Here is a 15,548-nt window from a genome sequence, read left to right on the forward strand (position 1 = left end):
TTCACCGTCCTTACTCTTCTGTCATACGTCGAACCGCATTTGCCATTTCCGCTGGCGTCTGCTCAGGCTTGCTCACCAGTTTGGGAGGATTTAAGGGCTGAAACGGATCTTCCCCTTCACTCTGCCCGCTTCCTCCTTCTGATTGCCGCGAAGCAGGAGGAAATTCCGCTTCCTCTGGCGTCTGCAAGTCAATCTGTCTGCCTACGCCGGAATAATGGGCTTCCCCATCTGCAGCGGCAGCGGCGTTCGCTGCCGCTGCAATGAACCCCAGCCACCACCGGATGAGAAAGGTGAGCAGAAAGAAAATGACAAATGCATATACACTTCGAGTCATTGCTGTAAACCAGACATTATGAGGCATGGAGATGAGCAATGTCAGCACCGCGCCTGCCCCGCCAAATGCAAAATTCCATCTTATCGTTCCATGCATATCCTACAATTCCTTTATGTGTTGATTCACGCTACGGATAATAAGAATCCCCGTATCGCCCAATAACTCAATGGTTCTGCCGTAATTGCCCCCCGTGTCTTCGCCCTTCAAGGGAATGCCGTACTCAGCCAAAATGGCTTTGCAGCTTTCAACATTTCTCGGACCGATGCGCATCGATTCGCTCGTTGCGGCAAAAGCAAACATCTGCGCGCCGCCGGCCATCTTGCCCACCATGCGGGACGTCATCGCCCCTGACTTCTGCATGCGATCAATCAATTCCGGAATTGCCGTATCGGCATACTTTGCTTTGTTCAGATTGCTGCCCTCGCGTGCAATGCTTGAAGTCGGCAGCATAATGTGCGCCATGCCGGAAACACGAGCGACCGGATCATGCAAGGTAAGTCCGACGCAAGAACCGAGTCCTGTCGTCTTCAGACTGCCCGCCCCAACTAATACGCCCAAATCAGCCATGCCAACTTTTACTGTACTTAAACTGGTCATTCAACAGGTACTCCCAAGGCAGCGAACATTTTGCCGAATGATTCGGGATCTGGAATAAGGAAAAAATGTCCTTCCACAGCATCCTGCCCTTCCAAAAATTTCGTATCAATAAGAAGCGCGCGGTCTCCCATCGCCCCGTACTCCATCAAACCAAAGCTCAGGATGGCGCCTGCCATATCGACAGCCAACGAGGGCACAGTTGGCTGAAGCGACAGTTTGGTAAAGTCGGCGAGGGAAGACAAGTAGGAACCCGCAAGGATATTGCCGATTTCGTGCAAAGCCGAATACTCCATCTCCGAGAAGCGGTCCTCTTCCTCCTCTATCTCCAGACCGGCGATCCGCTCCAGCAGTTTCTTCGCGGAGGCAGGCTGAATGACGAAAAACATATTGCCGGGCGCATCGCCGACGACGCGCAGGAAGATGGCAATCACAACTTGTTCCGATCCGCCGACAATATTCGTAATCGCCTCGAAGGGCAGCAGGTTGACCTTCGGAACCTGCATATCGACCGGCTTGTCCAGCAGCTTGGACAATGCCGTCGCCGCATTGCCTGCGCCGATATTGCCCACTTCCTTCAATACATCCATCTGAAAATCGGCCAAATGTTCGAACACGTGCGCTACTCCTCCAGCTGCTCGAGCTGAATGATTTCGCTTTTGTTCAGAACCTCTTCCAAATTCAAGAGAATCAACAGGCGATCTTCTCCCACCTTCGCAACGCCGCGCAAATATTTCGCCTTGATGCCGCCTACAACCTCTGGCGGATCTTCAATGTTGTCGGTGTTGACATCCAGCACATCGTTGGCCGCATCTACAATCATCCCGACTTCCAACTCTCCATAGGCCACGATCACAATGCGGGTGCTCTCGGTGTAAGCCGCCTCTTCTATCCCGAATCGGCCCCGCAAATCGATTACCGGGGTGACCACACCTCTTAGATTAATGACGCCCTTCACGAAATCGGGCGTTTTGGGCACGCGTGTCATCGGCACCATTCGCTCAATTGTCCGCACTTTGTCAACCTCTACGCCGTACTCCTCTTGCCCTAATGAAAATACAATGACCTTCAATTCTTCTCCCATGGTATGTACCTCCTCGCATTGGATCGTGTAGCTTGTACACGGAAGCTTACTTGAACAGAGCGTTCGGATCAATAATCAGCGATACTTGCCCGTCTCCCAAAATGGTAGCGCCGGATATGCCAAACAAATTCGTCAAATACTTGCCGATCGATTTCAACACAATTTCCTGCTGTCCGATGAACTCGTCCACTTCAAGCGAAATGACCTTGTCTCCTTTGCGTACGATCACGAGATTCAGATCTTCCGGTTTGTCCGCAGCGGAGTCTGGACATTCGAACACTTCCTTTAGCGACACGAGCGGAATCACGCCTTCCCGATAATCGATCATCGGGTTGCCGTGAACTCGGCGGACCTTGTCCGGAGCGATGGCCATAGTCTCCACGATGGAAGAAAGCGGGACCGCATATTTCTCATCGCCGACCCGAATCAGCATAGCTGATATGATGGACAGCGTAAGAGGCAGCTGAATGGAAAATTTGGTGCCGACACCAAGCTTGGATTCGACTGATACTTGACCGCCTAGCTGCTCAATTTTCGATTTGACAACGTCCAGACCGACCCCGCGTCCTGAAATATCGGAGATTTTGTCCGCCGTGCTGAAGCCCGAAGCGAACAAAAGCTGGTAAACCTCCGTATCCTCCATCGATTGCGCCTGCTGCTCGGTAACGACATTGTTCTTGATCGCCGTCTTCAGCACCTTATGGCGATCGATGCCCTTTCCGTCATCCTCAATCTCAATAAACACATGATTGCCGGAATGAAAAGCGCGAAGGTGAATCGTTCCCGTCTCCGGCTTCCCATTGCTCACCCGCTCGTTCGGCAGTTCAACACCGTGGTCGACGGAGTTGCGCAGCAGGTGCACCAGCGGGTCGCCAATCTCGTCAATAACGGTGCGATCCAGCTCTGTATCCGCGCCGGTTATTTCCAGCTCCACTTTTTTCTCCAATGTTTTGGAAATATCCCGAATCATCCGCGGGAAGCGGTTAAATACGGACTCTACCGGAACCATGCGCAGCTTAAGCACGATATTCTGCAAATCGGAGCTGACCCGTGCCATGTGCTCCACCGTTTCCGTCAATTCATTTCTGCGGATCTCCTCCGCGAGCGATTCCAGGCGAACGCGATCAATCAACAGTTCGCTGAACAAATTCATCAATACATCAAGCCGCTCAATATCGACACGAATCGTACGATTGGCCACTTTCGCAGCTGGAGCGCCTTGCGCCTGTCGCCCTGCCTTGCTCTCGGCCGCGGATGAATCCCCGGCTGCCGCTTGCACAGATTTCTGTTCCTCTTCCCTTTGCTGCTTGCTTTGCTGCAACTGCTTCAAGCTCTCGGCAGTCAATTGGGTCGCCTGTACGCTCTCAATCTCGGAGACATTGCCGACCAATCCGGTCAGCGCTTCCTGATCCAGTCCTGTAATATAGTAGACGGAAAAGCTCCGGTCAAATTTCTCATTCTCGATATCTTGTACGCTAGGGGACGACTTGATGACCTCGCCGTTCTGCTCCAGCGCTTCAAATACCATGTAGGCCCGGGCTGCCTTTAGCACGCAGTCTTCGCGAATCCCTACCTGTATGGAATAAGCCAGCATCCCCTGCTCCATCGACTGCTCCAGTATGGAAATCTGAAATTCATCGAGATCAAAGCTGGACGCTTCCTCGCTCTTCACCGGTGCGGCCGACGCCTGCGGACCGCTTTGCGACTTGTAGTCGCCAGACACGATGCTCTGCAGGTTTCTCACCAGGTCAGAAACGTCGGATTTGCCGCTTCCTCCTTCGATGATGTCGTACACCATCGCTTCCAGACTGTCCAAACCTTTGAACAGCACGTCAAAGATGAACTCGTCCATGGTCAGCTTGTGGTTTCGCAGCAGATCCAGCACATTCTCCATCTCATGCGTCAGGTGGGCCAAGTCCTCGAACCCCATCGTAGCCGACATGCCTTTGAGCGTATGCGCCGACCGAAAAATATGCTGAACGATCGATATGTCGTCCGGCGCATTTTCCAGGGCAAGCAGGTTGTCGTTCATCGCTTGAAGATGATCCTTGGACTCGTCAATAAACATGCTTAAATATTGATTTACTTCCACGATCCTGCACCTCCTAGTCTGAATACAAGCAAGGCTTGTTTGCAAACATGTTGTCTATTGGGTAATGCGTACCAGCTTCGATGCAATGTCATGCAACGGAAGCACGCAGGTAGCCGCATTCAGTTCAACAGCAGATCGAGGCATGCCATAGATCACGCTTGTTTCCTCTGATTCGGCAATTGTCGTAGCCGCACCTGCGTCCAATAAGGCCTTCATGCCTCTCGCCCCGTCGCTTCCCATTCCCGTCAGAAGAACGGCATGCAGCGTAAGCTGACGCAGAGGAAGCAGTGATTCGTAAAGGGCATCAACGGACGGGCGATGCCCGGATCGCGGAGAGTCCTTGTTAAGCCTGATCGTATAACGGTTATCGCCCTTTTCCCGAACCCCCATATGCCAGCCTCCCGGTGCGATATAGGCCATTCCGGCTGATAATGGCATGCCCTCCTCGGCTTCCACAACCGTTATCCTGCACACCGCATTCAAGCGCTGTGCCAGCGATTGGGTAAATTTGGGCGGCATATGTTGAACGATCAGGATCGGTGCCGGAAAATTCTCGGGTATGCCAGTCAAGAGCTGCTGCAGGGCACGCGGGCCGCCTGTCGAAGTCCCAATCGCTACAAGATGCGAGAATGACATGCGCAGACCCGGCTTGCGTCCTGCCGGCTCCTGCTGCGGCAAGCTTGAGGGCGGCTTGGACGGCTTGGGCAGCTTGGACGGCTTGGCGAGACGCTTCACCTGCGTTGTCGCCGCCGCTATTACTTTCTCATGAAGCAATTCCCGCACCTTGTGCAGATCGAGCGAAATGGATCCGGAAGGCTTCTGAATAAAATCGACTGCCCCAATCTGCAGCGCCTCGATCGTTTCCTTTGCCCCCGCATCAGTCAAGCTGCTTAACATGACAACCGGTGTCGGCATTTCATTCATGATGGCCTTCAACGCCTCAAGCCCGTTCATCTCTGGCATTTCCACATCCAACGTAATGACATCCGGCTTCAGGGCCATCGTCTTCTCGATAGCCTCCTTGCCGTTTCGGGCCGTAGCCTGAACGGTCAACCGGGGATGCTCATTTAGCAAATCCGATATCATCTTCCGCATAAAAGCCGAATCATCCACGACCAATACCTGAAGCTTTTCCATCGGCATCCTCCTCTTGAACAAAGTAGTAACGTTCATGGTGCAGGGAGTAATGTAACTGTTATTTCACCAACCGGAACATTCGACTGAGGAAGCCCTTCACCCCTTGTCCTTCGGCTACGGCTTTTCGGCTGCGAAGCTCCTCCTGCAAATAGCGGCTGACCAAAGCATCGATGCTGCGCGAAGCGGAGCAATTCGGATACGCAATCGTAAAGGGAATCTGGCGTTTCACCGATTTGGACACAAGCGCGTCATCCGTCACATAGCCCAACGTGGAGATGGGCAAATTCAGAAACTTCTGCGAGACAAGCGTGATTTTTTCAGCAGTTTGCTTCCCTTCCCTCTCATCCCCGGAGCGGTTCACCACCAGCTTGAAATCAATGCGATGGTTCATATTGGTAACCATCTTGATGATGGCATAGGCATCCGTTATCGAGGTCGGCTCCGGAGTGGTAACAACGATCGTTTCCTGCGCTGCCAATATGAAGGCCATTGTTTCTTTCGTCAACCCGGCTCCGGTGTCGAACAATATGTAATCCACCTGGCCGTTCAACTGCTCTACTTCCTTGGAGAAGTATTGAACCTCATCGTCCGACAAGCGAATCAAATCATTAAATCCCGAGCCGCCTGCTATAAATTGAAGGCCATGATAGCCATTGTAAATAATTTCACTTATAGTCTTTTCTCTCTTGAGCAGATGGTACAAATTGTACTTGGGGGTCACGCCCATCAACACATCAATGTTCGCCAGTCCAATATCTGCATCGAATACAAGCACCTTGTAACCGCGCTTTTGCAGACCGATCGCGAAGTTCAATGTGAAGTTGGACTTGCCTACGCCCCCTTTGCCGCTCGTGACCGTGATGACTCGTGTCTCGCGCACGCCTGCTTCACGCGTCTGTACCAAGTCCCTTAATCCCTGAGCTTGATCATTCATGGCTGCCAGCTCCCAATACGAGGTCTACGATCTGCGAAGGGTTGAATGGAATAATATCATCCGGCACGTTTTGTCCATTGGTCATATAGGACAGCGATACCGGATAAGTGCGAAGCAAGTTGAAGACCGAGCCGTATGTATCGGTCTCGTCCATCTTCGTCAACAGCAGACGATCAATATGAAATTTTGCGAAATTGTCAGCGATCGCCTTCATATCCTTGAACTTGGTCGTCAGGCTCATAACCAAATACGTTTCGGAAGGACGATGCGCATTGAGCAGGCTGTTCAGCTCAGAGACAAACAGCTCATTGCGGTAGTTTCTCCCGGCCGTATCCATGAAGATGACATCGCACTCTCTCAGCTGCTCGAAGGCCTTGCGCACTTCGAGCGGCGAGAAGACAACCTCGAGAGGAACGTTCAGAATCGTGGCGTAAGTCTTCAACTGTTCGACTGCCGCAATTCGATACGTGTCCGCAGTGATAAAGCCGACGCGTCGCTGGAGCTTAAGTGACTGCTCGGCTGCGAGCTTGGCGATCGAAGTCGTCTTGCCTACTCCGGTCGGGCCTACAAATTGCACAACCTTCGTATCGCTTTGAATACCCTTGACGTCCGCTTGCTCCAAAAAATTCAACAAATACGCGCGCGTCCAAGACCTTGCCTGCTCCTCACTCGATTCCAAGCCGTTCTCCTGCAGATGAACACGGTATTCGTCGCACATCGTCTGAATCCACTGCCCATCGAATTCCTGCTCCTCCAGCCGTTCACGCACCGCATCCCAGCCTGCCAATACAGGCTCGCCGCTTCGATTCATATCCCGGCTCAGCTGGGCGAGCAAGCCTTTCATGACCTGCATTTCCTCCAGCAGAGAATCGGTTGTCGTCTCATTCCTCGCTGCGGCAGGACGCACCGCTTGATCGGCCGCGCTCAACTGCGGAGCGGATGCTCTTCCGAACTGCGCCGGCTCCTGCCGGGGCTCCAACGTAGCAACCGCCGCCTGGGCGATTGGGGGATGCTGCACTGGGTCGGCCTCGTGCTGCATTACCAGACTGTGTTCCTTATATGGGTTGTGCTTGGGCACTGCAGCCCTGACTCCCTGTGAATGGGAAGAGGCCTTCCGCTCCGGCTGTTTCTTGGACTCGTCCACCGCGGCAATCACTTCAATCTTCCGCTTGGCGAACAACCCGAGAAAACCGCCGGAACGAATTTCCTTCGTATTGAGGATGACCGCTTCCTTCCCGAGCTCGCTGCGAATTTGGCCAAGCGCATCCGGCATCGTATCCACGACATAACGTTTGACCCTCATACATTAACCACCCCGACGCTTTGAATTTCAATACTGGGTTCCAGCTCGTTATAGGACAAGACGGGCACATCCTGGAAGACGCGCTCTGTCAGCTGCCGCAAATACATCCGGATTGTAGGGGACACCAAGATAATTGGCTGTTCGCCCATCTGCATCAGCTTGTTGATCTGCTCATTCATCCGCGAGTAAATTTGCTGCGACATGGTCGGGTCCATGGCCAGGTACGAGCCCTGATCGGTTTGCTGCACCGACTCCGCAATGCGCTTCTCCAGCGAAGGACCTACCGTAATGACTTTCAATGAACTTTGCATGCCCGAGAACTGCTGAGTGATCTGGCGGGACAGCGCTTGACGCACATATTCTGTCAATACGTCGGGGTCTTTCGTATAACTGGAATAATCGGCCATGGTTTCAAATATCGTGACCAAATCGCGGATCGAAATTTTTTCCTTAAGCAGCTTCATGAGCACTTTTTGCACTTCGCCAAGCGACAGCTGATTCGGAATCAGCTCGTTGACCAAAGCCGGGTAGCTTTCCTTCAAATTGTCGACCAGCGCTTGCGTTTCCTGGCGTCCCAGCAGTTCATGAGCGTGACGTTTGATAATCTCTGTCAAATGGGTGGCTACGACAGACGGCGGATCAACAATCGTATATCCCGCTAGCTCCGCCCGCTCCTTGTTCGACTCATCCACCCACATGGCAGGCAAGCCGAAGGCGGGCTCTGTCGTTTCAATGCCGGTTACAGAATCGTCGTCGACTCCCGAACTCATGGCCAAGTAGTGATTCAGTAATAATTCGCCGCGCGCAACGGTATTTCCTTTAATTTTGATCACATACTCGTTGGGCCGCAATTGAATATTATCGCGAATGCGGATAACCGGGACGACAATCCCCAGCTCTAATGCGCATTGACGGCGGATCATAATGATCCGGTCCAGCAAATCCCCGCCCTGCTGCGTATCCGCCAAGGGAATCAGGCCGTATCCGAATTCAAATTCAATAGGATCGACCTTGAGCAATCCGACTACGCTTTCCGGGCTTCGGACTTCCTCGATTTCCTGTTCCTCCTCCATCGTCTCGTCCTCGAACTGCTTTTGCGCAAGTGTCTTTTGCAGGCGATAAGCAGCGTACGCCAGCACTCCGGCAATAATCAACGTTGTAAAGAAATCGATAGGGGTAAACAAGCCGAGCCCGGCAATAGTAGCCGCAACAATATACAGCAGCTTTGGATTAACAAAAATTTGAGAGCTCAGATCGTGTGCAAGGTTTCCTTCTGAAGCCGCTCTCGTCACAATTAGACCGGCAGCTGAGGAAATGAGCAAAGCCGGAATTTGGCTCACCAAGCCATCGCCAATGGTCAGAATGGAATACCTGCTCAGCGACTCGCCGAAGGACATGCCATGTACGACCATGCCGACGACGAATCCGCCCAACAAGTTAATAATCAGCATGATGATCGCGGCTATGGCATCGCCCTTTACGAATTTGCTGGCACCGTCCATTGCGCCGTAGAAATCCGCTTCCCGCTCAATCTTTTCCCGGCGTTCCTTGGCTTGCTGTTCATTGATCAAGCCTGCGTTCAAGTCTGCGTCAATGCTCATTTGCTTGCCCGGCATGGCATCCAGCGTAAATCTTGCCGCGACCTCTGCAACCCGCTCCGAGCCCTTCGTAATGACGATAAACTGCACAATTACTAGAATGAGAAACACGATAAAACCGATTACGATTTCCCCGCCGGCCACGAATGTGCCGAACGTCTCAATAACTGTGCCGGCTTCAGCGTGCGCCAATATATTTCGGGTTGACGAAACGTTAAGCGCCAACCTGAACAGTGTTGTGATCAGCAGCAGCGCGGGAAAAATCGAGAACTGCAGTGCGTCCGTCATATTCATCGCAACGAGAATAATGATCAGAGCAAGCGAAATGTTGATGATGAGCAAAATGTCCAGAAGCAGAATCGGCACCGGAACCACCATCATCATGACGATCCCAATAATGCCTACCAACACTAACAGATCTCTAACTTTCACCGATTCGCCCCTCCCTGCTTCCCATCGACTTATGCATTTCCTTTCACCTTGTATACGTAGGCCAGCACTTCCGCTACCGCCTGGAACAGATCGTCCGGTATCGGCTCGCCGATCTCCACCTGAGCGTACAGCGCGCGTGCAAGCGGCTTGTTTTCCATTGTTATGACGCCGCTTCTTTGTGCGGCTTCTTTAATCTTCAAAGCTACGTAATCTTGTCCCTTTGCCACGACAAAAGGAGCCTCCATCTTTTCCCTGTCGTATTTCAGCGCAACCGCGTAATGCGTCGGGTTCGTGATAACTACATCCGCATTCGGTACTTCCTGCATCATCCTCTGCATGGCCATGCGACGCTGCTTTTCCCGAATCTTGCTTTTGATTAGCGGATCGCCTTCCATCTTTTTGAACTCGTCCTTGATATCCTGCTTCGACATGCGAAGCGATTTTTCGTGCTCGTATTTTTGATACATGTAATCGAAGATCGAAAGTACGACTAGCAGCAGAGCTATCTGCAGCCCGATCAACAATGTGATTCTGGCCGCATACGCAAACGTGCTTTCGAGCGGCATGGAGCTTAAAGAAAGCAATGTACTGCGTTCCAGCCAAAGTGTAAATGAAACGACGACTCCAATGACGATCAGCTTCAGCACGGATTTGGCGAACTCCACCAATGCCCGTATGGCGAAGATCTTTTTGGCTCCCTCAATCGGGTTCAGCTTGTTCAGCTTCATCTTCAAGGGCTCGCCCGACACAAGAAAACCAAACTGAATATAATTGCCGAGAAAAGCGGTCACTACTGCGATAATCATAATCGGCAACAAGATGATCGTGCCTTGAAAAGCAAGCTGACTGAACAGTATGCTGACATTGGATGTCGTAATCTCGAGCTGCATATAATCGGTATAGGCTACAGTAAAAAAATTGTTCATGCGGCCTTGAAAAAAACCGGAAAACATCATGAAGGCCAAAAAAACAAACAGCATGATAAAGGCCGAAGGAATCTCGTTGCTCTTCGCGACCTGTCCTTTTTTCCGGGCATCCAGTTTTTTCTTAGGTGTCGCTTTTTCGGTTTTCTCCCCGGCGAACAGCTGCAAATCCAGCTTCAGCCTTCTATGTTCTACCACGGATAGCCCCCCGCATGCGAAATTAGCCCGTCCCCTGTTGGAACATCAGCATCATTTCATCCAAGTGCCTGAACAGAATGGCAAACAAATCTTGAAACAAAAAGCCCATTCCCGGCACCATCACAAATAACAGAAACAACCCGACCATGATTTTCACAGGCAACCCTATTACAAAAATGTTAAATTGCGGCGAAGTTCTCGCCAGCATTCCCAGCGCTACATCGACTAGAAACAGCGAAACGATCATCGGCGCCACCAGCTGAAAGGCCAGGTAAAAGGCTGAAACAAACGCCTGCACCAGGAAGGTGCTCAGATTGCCATTTGCGATCGTCAGAAATAACGAATCGGACAGGATCGGAAGAAAGTTGTAGCTCTCCATGATTCCCTTCAGCAAGTAATGATGGCCGTTCAATGCAAGAAACAGCAGCATCGCGATAAAAAACTTGAAGTTGCCGAGTATCGGGCTCTGAGCGCCTGTCATCGGGTCCATGACGTTCGCGATTCCGAGACCCATCTGCGTATCGACCAACGAGCCTGCGATTTGGACGACAGTAAAAAACAAATAAGCGGTAAATCCATATAACAAGCCGATAAGGACTTCCTTGACTACAAGCAGCATATAAGCTGCATCGAATGGAGGCGACGATTCAAACGGCATCGCCATAAAGGTGATCAAGGATACGAAGAACGCCAGCCCAATCTTGAAAGGAGCCGGCACCCCCTGCATCGAAAACACGGGAGACGTGACAAAAAAAGCCGTGATTCGACAGAGTACTAGCAAAAAAATAGGAAGAATCTGCAGAACCTGCTCCATCAATCCCAGTTGCATTCTCCAACCAACCTAACCTATGAATCTATACAGATTAACGAATAAATTCTCTGTAAAATCCACTATAGTAGAGACCATCCAAGGTCCAAATATAAAGACGGATACCAGTACAGCCAGGATTTTCGGAATAAACGCCAAGGTTTGCTCCTGAATTTGAGTCGTCGCCTGGAAGATACTCACTAACAGGCCGACAATGAGCGCTACCAGCATAAGCGGCACGCTCAACTTGAGAATGACATACACCGTTTCGCCAGCCAAATGAATGACTTCATCCGTACTCATCGATTATCCCTCCGTCACGTCTGAAAACTAAGCAACAGCGACTTCACAACCAGATGCCAGCCATCTACCAGAATGAACAGCAGGATCTTGAACGGCAGCGAAATCATCACCGGAGGCAGCATCATCATCCCCATGGACATCAGGACGCTGGCAATAACCATGTCAATGACCAGGAACGGAATAAAAATGACAAATCCCATCGTGAACGCTGTTTTCAATTCGCTGATTGCGAATGCCGGTATTAGCGCAGTCAACGGGATATCTTGAATATTGGCCGGCCTGTCTGCCCGACTGTAATCCAAAAACAGCTCCAGATCCTTAGGCCGGGTTTGCTTCGCCATGAAATCCTTCAACGGTATGACCGCTCGATCCAAAGCTTCCTGCTGGGTAATCTCTCCTCGGACCATCGGCTGAAAAGACGTTTCATTTATTTGTCCGAATGTAGGAGCCATCACGAAGAAGGTAAGGAACATGGCCAAGCCGATGATGACCTGGTTTGGAGGCATCGCCTGCGTAGCCAACGCCGTCCGCACAAACCCAAGGACAATGACAATCCTCGTGAAGCTGGTCATCAGCACTAATATCGCGGGCGCCAGGCTGAGTACGGTAATCAACAGGATAATCGTGACCGTGCTTGACGGTTCAACGCCCGGTATGTCAGGGAGCACGGCTAATCCCTTAATCATTGCGCCTATCCTCCTGCAGCAATTGCTCGATTCGGCGATTGCGGTCCGACACTTGGCTCATCTGCTTCGCAAACAGCTCCTCGAAGGAAGCGTTCGGGGAAGATGGGCTGCCGTGCTGTTCCCCGCTTGTTGGGGAAGACCGACGCCGCAACAGATTCGACAACTGAAAGGGCTGCCGTTCTTTCTCATACATCAGCCTCGCTTTAATTGCCGCGATTTCTTCCACACTATCAATCTTCTGCATCAACCGGATATCTTCTCCGACGCCAATGAGATAGAGGGAGTGGCCGACTTCAATTAGTTGCACAGATTTTCCGGGCGCGACTGTAATGACTGCCAGCAAATCCATGCCTTGCGTCGATTGCCACGCCCTGTTCTTCTGCGATAAAAATTTGATCAGCACCACAATGCAACCGATGATGACCAACAAGACAAACAGCACCCAAACGAAATTGACGAAATAAGAAAAGGAACTCATGTTGACCGTTCCTTTCGAATCACAAACCCTTCCATTATCCCATCGTCTTCTTGATAGCCTCGATGACACGGTCGGCTTGGAACGGCTTTACAATAAAATCTTTTGCTCCAGCCTGAATCGCATCAATGACCATCGCTTGCTGCCCCATCGCCGAGCACATGATAACTTTCGCGTTGCTGTCAATCTTCTTGATTTCTTTCAACGCCGTAATCCCGTCCATCTCTGGCATCGTTATGTCCATCGTTACGAGATCGGGCTTCAATTCTTTGAACTTCTCAATCGCTACTGCTCCGTCGCTGGCTTCGCCTACAACTTCATATCCATTCTTGGTCAAAATATCTTTAATCATCATACGCATGAACGCTGCATCGTCAACAACCAGAATTTTGTTCGCCATAATCTGTTTATCCTCCTGTGTATGGTGTTATTGTATTTTTTGCATGCGATCCGCTTGGCTGATTATATCTGTTACGCGAACGCCGAAATTCTCATCGATGACAACGACTTCCCCTTTGGCGATAAGCTTGTTGTTCACCAAGATATCAACCGGTTCGCCAGCCAGCTTGTCCAGCTCGATGATCGAGCCTTGCGAAAGCTCCAAAATATCCTTTACTTGCCGTTTCGTTCTCCCCAGCTCGACTGTCACTTTCAGAGGGATGTCGAGCAGCATGTTCAGATTCGGATCCTCCGCGTATACGGAAGGAGTGCCCGAGAAATTCGCATATTGCACCGGCTGCACATTCACATTGCGGCCTTGCTGCATATTTCCGTATCCGGCAGGCGGGTATGGGGCTGGCTGCCCTGCTTGAGGCATGGCCGGCTGCTCATACGGCTGCTGATAAGGCGGCTGCGGCGGCGCTGCTGGCGGCGGTGTTTGCTGCATCGGCGCTTCTGCAACAGTCGGCGTTGCCTGGCCTGCTGAAGATTCAACCGCAGGTTCCTCCGTCGCCGGATCGCCTCCCCCCATAAGCAACTGGATCATTTCCTTGGCAAAGGAAACGGGAAGCAGCTGCATGATGTTGGAATCTATCAAATCGCCAATGATTAAGCGAAACGATACTTTAATATAAACGTCTTCATGCGGAATCGTTTCCGCATCGGACGGGTCTGCGAAATTCAACACATCAATCCCGGGAGGCGAAATATTAACGAATCGGTTGAATATCGTGGACATGGATGTGGCCGACGACCCCATCATCTGATTCATCGCTTCCTGGACTGCGCTGACATGAATTTCATTCAGCTCGCCCTCTGTATTCGTTCCGTCTCCCCCCAGCATCAGGTCGGCAATCACCTTGGCATCCTCCGTACGAATGACAAGCAGATTGATCCCTTCAAAGCCGTCTACATAATTCACGTGAACGGCTACGTGCGGCTGCGGAAATTCGTTCTCAAGCTCGGAATGGGCCACGACGGACACTCTGGGCGTCGTGATGTCAACCTTCTTGCCCAGCAGCGTGGAGAGCGCAGTAGCAGCGCTTCCGAACGTGATATTGCCAATCTCCCCTAACGCATCCTGCTCCAGACTGTCCAAATAGTCGTTGACGTCCGGCTGGCCGGCTTCTGTTGCAGGCGCGCTCTCATCCGAAGACTGCTTCAGCAGCGCGTCAATCTCTTCTTGCGATAAATAATCCTTACTCGTCATATTCGTCCTCCCCTTCCGCGATCACATCCACAATCTTGACAGCCATTTTGTTATTGACTTCACCGGGAGCGCCGATGAACTTCAGCTTCTCCCCGATTCTGATGTCAAGTCCGTCCCCCACCGGCTTGTTCAGCTTGATGACATCTCCGGCAGACAAGTTCAAAAACTCGTGAACGGATATTGTGGAGTTGCCCAGCTCCGCAATAATCGGAAGTTTAGCTTTTTGCACCCGCTTTTCCAGCGCCTCCACTTCCTCGGGGGCACGGCTTTTCTTCTGGGAAACGAACCAGTGGTGAACCGACAGCTTGGACATGATCGGCTCAATGACCACATGCGGAATACATAAATTGATCATCCCTGTCGTATCCCCGATTTTCGTGCTGAGCGAAATAAGCGCAATCGTTTCGTTCGGCGAGACAATCTGCATAAATTGCGGATTCGTCTCAAGCGCCTCCATACGCGGCGCGATATCCAGCACCGTCTTCCAAGCTTCTTGCAGGGTGCCGAACGCTCGATTGAAGATGCGCTCCAGCACGATCGTCTCGATCTCTGTCAATGCACCGACTTTGTTGGGGGTGGTACCCGTGCCGCCAAGCAGCCTATCCAGCATGGCAAAGGCAATGTTCGGATGAACCTCCAGCACCATGCGCCCTTCCAGCGGCTCTGCCTCAAAGATGTTCAAAATCGTCATTTTGGGAATGGAGCGAATAAACTCATCATAGGGCAATTGCTCCACTTGAACAACATGAATTTGCACAAAGGTTCTCAACTGTGCGCTGAAGAAGGTCGTCAAGTAGCGGGCAAAATTTTCGTGAATCCGCGTAAGGCTGCGGATATGATCTTTCGAAAACCGTACAGCCCGTTTGAAATCATAGACACGGATTTTCTTTTCCGTCTCTTCCTTCTTCAGCTCCTCTGCATCCATCTCGCCAGATGACAGTGCTGTCAACAGGGCATCAATTTCATTTTGAGACAACACATCAACCATGATCCCTCACC

At 51.5% G+C, this 15,548-nt stretch carries 17 protein-coding genes; all 17 read right to left on the reverse strand.

Annotated elements, in window-relative coordinates; all coding sequences use genetic code 11:
* Window positions 1-10: 10 nt before the first annotated feature.
* Genes XYCOK13_RS07170 through fliM form a run of 17 tightly spaced genes read right to left on the reverse strand, consistent with a single transcriptional unit; the run spans window position 11 to window position 15,537 of the window.
* On the reverse strand, window positions 11-430 hold the full coding sequence (locus tag XYCOK13_RS07170; protein ID WP_213411210.1) for a hypothetical protein: 420 nt from the start codon (window positions 428-430) through the stop codon (window positions 11-13).
* A 3-nt stretch (window positions 431-433) separates the two neighbouring features.
* Complete coding sequence (locus tag XYCOK13_RS07175) at window positions 434-931, reverse strand: chemotaxis protein CheD (RefSeq protein ID WP_213411211.1); 498 nt, start codon at window positions 929-931, stop codon at window positions 434-436.
* A complete protein-coding gene (locus tag XYCOK13_RS07180; RefSeq protein ID WP_213411356.1) occupies window positions 928-1,518 on the reverse strand; it encodes a chemotaxis protein CheC in 591 nt (196 codons plus the stop codon). Before XYCOK13_RS07180 ends, XYCOK13_RS07175 begins: the two co-directional genes overlap by 4 nt.
* A 32-nt stretch (window positions 1,519-1,550) precedes the next feature.
* Window positions 1,551-2,012, reverse strand: a complete 462-nt coding sequence (locus tag XYCOK13_RS07185) for a chemotaxis protein CheW (RefSeq protein WP_213411213.1) — start codon at window positions 2,010-2,012, stop codon at window positions 1,551-1,553.
* Between the two features lie 46 nt (window positions 2,013-2,058).
* Window positions 2,059-4,104, reverse strand: a complete 2,046-nt coding sequence (locus XYCOK13_RS07190) for a chemotaxis protein CheA (RefSeq protein WP_213411216.1) — start codon at window positions 4,102-4,104, stop codon at window positions 2,059-2,061.
* Between the two features lie 54 nt (window positions 4,105-4,158).
* The gene (locus tag XYCOK13_RS07195; protein ID WP_213411218.1) at window positions 4,159-5,241 is read right to left on the reverse strand and encodes a protein-glutamate methylesterase/protein-glutamine glutaminase; all 1,083 of its coding nucleotides are present in this window, start codon (window positions 5,239-5,241) and stop codon (window positions 4,159-4,161) included.
* A 58-nt stretch (window positions 5,242-5,299) separates the two neighbouring features.
* Window positions 5,300-6,175: a MinD/ParA family protein gene (locus tag XYCOK13_RS07200; protein WP_213411220.1), complete on the reverse strand. Its 876-nt coding sequence runs from the start codon at window positions 6,173-6,175 to the stop codon at window positions 5,300-5,302.
* On the reverse strand, window positions 6,168-7,478 hold the full coding sequence (gene flhF, locus XYCOK13_RS07205; protein WP_213411222.1) for a flagellar biosynthesis GTPase FlhF: 1,311 nt from the start codon (window positions 7,476-7,478) through the stop codon (window positions 6,168-6,170). The genes XYCOK13_RS07200 and flhF overlap by 8 nt, the downstream gene beginning before the upstream one ends.
* Window positions 7,475-9,508 carry a flagellar biosynthesis protein FlhA gene (gene flhA / locus XYCOK13_RS07210; RefSeq protein ID WP_213411224.1) on the reverse strand — a complete coding sequence of 678 codons (2,034 nt, stop codon included), beginning with the start codon at window positions 9,506-9,508 and terminating at the stop codon, window positions 7,475-7,477. Before flhA ends, flhF begins: the two co-directional genes overlap by 4 nt.
* A gap of 29 nt (window positions 9,509-9,537) precedes the next feature.
* A complete protein-coding gene (flhB, locus tag XYCOK13_RS07215; protein ID WP_213411226.1) occupies window positions 9,538-10,629 on the reverse strand; it encodes a flagellar biosynthesis protein FlhB in 1,092 nt (363 codons plus the stop codon).
* A 22-nt stretch (window positions 10,630-10,651) separates the two neighbouring features.
* Entirely contained in the window at window positions 10,652-11,458 is an 807-nt protein-coding gene (fliR, locus tag XYCOK13_RS07220) for a flagellar biosynthetic protein FliR (protein WP_244865052.1), read from the reverse strand.
* Window positions 11,459-11,470: 12 nt separating this feature from the next.
* Window positions 11,471-11,740 carry a flagellar biosynthesis protein FliQ gene (gene fliQ / locus XYCOK13_RS07225; RefSeq protein WP_213411228.1) on the reverse strand — a complete coding sequence of 90 codons (270 nt, stop codon included), beginning with the start codon at window positions 11,738-11,740 and terminating at the stop codon, window positions 11,471-11,473.
* 14 nt (window positions 11,741-11,754) lie between these two features.
* On the reverse strand, window positions 11,755-12,426 hold the full coding sequence (fliP, locus tag XYCOK13_RS07230; RefSeq protein ID WP_213411230.1) for a flagellar type III secretion system pore protein FliP: 672 nt from the start codon (window positions 12,424-12,426) through the stop codon (window positions 11,755-11,757).
* Complete coding sequence (locus XYCOK13_RS07235) at window positions 12,419-12,904, reverse strand: flagellar biosynthetic protein FliO (RefSeq protein WP_213411232.1); 486 nt, start codon at window positions 12,902-12,904, stop codon at window positions 12,419-12,421. The genes fliP and XYCOK13_RS07235 overlap by 8 nt, the downstream gene beginning before the upstream one ends.
* A gap of 34 nt (window positions 12,905-12,938) precedes the next feature.
* Window positions 12,939-13,301 carry a response regulator gene (locus XYCOK13_RS07240; protein ID WP_213411234.1) on the reverse strand — a complete coding sequence of 121 codons (363 nt, stop codon included), beginning with the start codon at window positions 13,299-13,301 and terminating at the stop codon, window positions 12,939-12,941.
* A 27-nt stretch (window positions 13,302-13,328) separates the two neighbouring features.
* Entirely contained in the window at window positions 13,329-14,549 is a 1,221-nt protein-coding gene (fliY, locus tag XYCOK13_RS07245; protein ID WP_213411236.1) for a flagellar motor switch phosphatase FliY, read from the reverse strand.
* Window positions 14,539-15,537, reverse strand: a complete 999-nt coding sequence (fliM, locus tag XYCOK13_RS07250) for a flagellar motor switch protein FliM (protein ID WP_213411238.1) — start codon at window positions 15,535-15,537, stop codon at window positions 14,539-14,541. Before fliM ends, fliY begins: the two co-directional genes overlap by 11 nt.
* Window positions 15,538-15,548: the final 11 nt, after the last annotated feature.

This window comes from Xylanibacillus composti (genome assembly GCF_018403685.1).
Taxonomy (GTDB): Bacteria; Bacillota; Bacilli; order Paenibacillales; family K13; genus Xylanibacillus; species Xylanibacillus composti.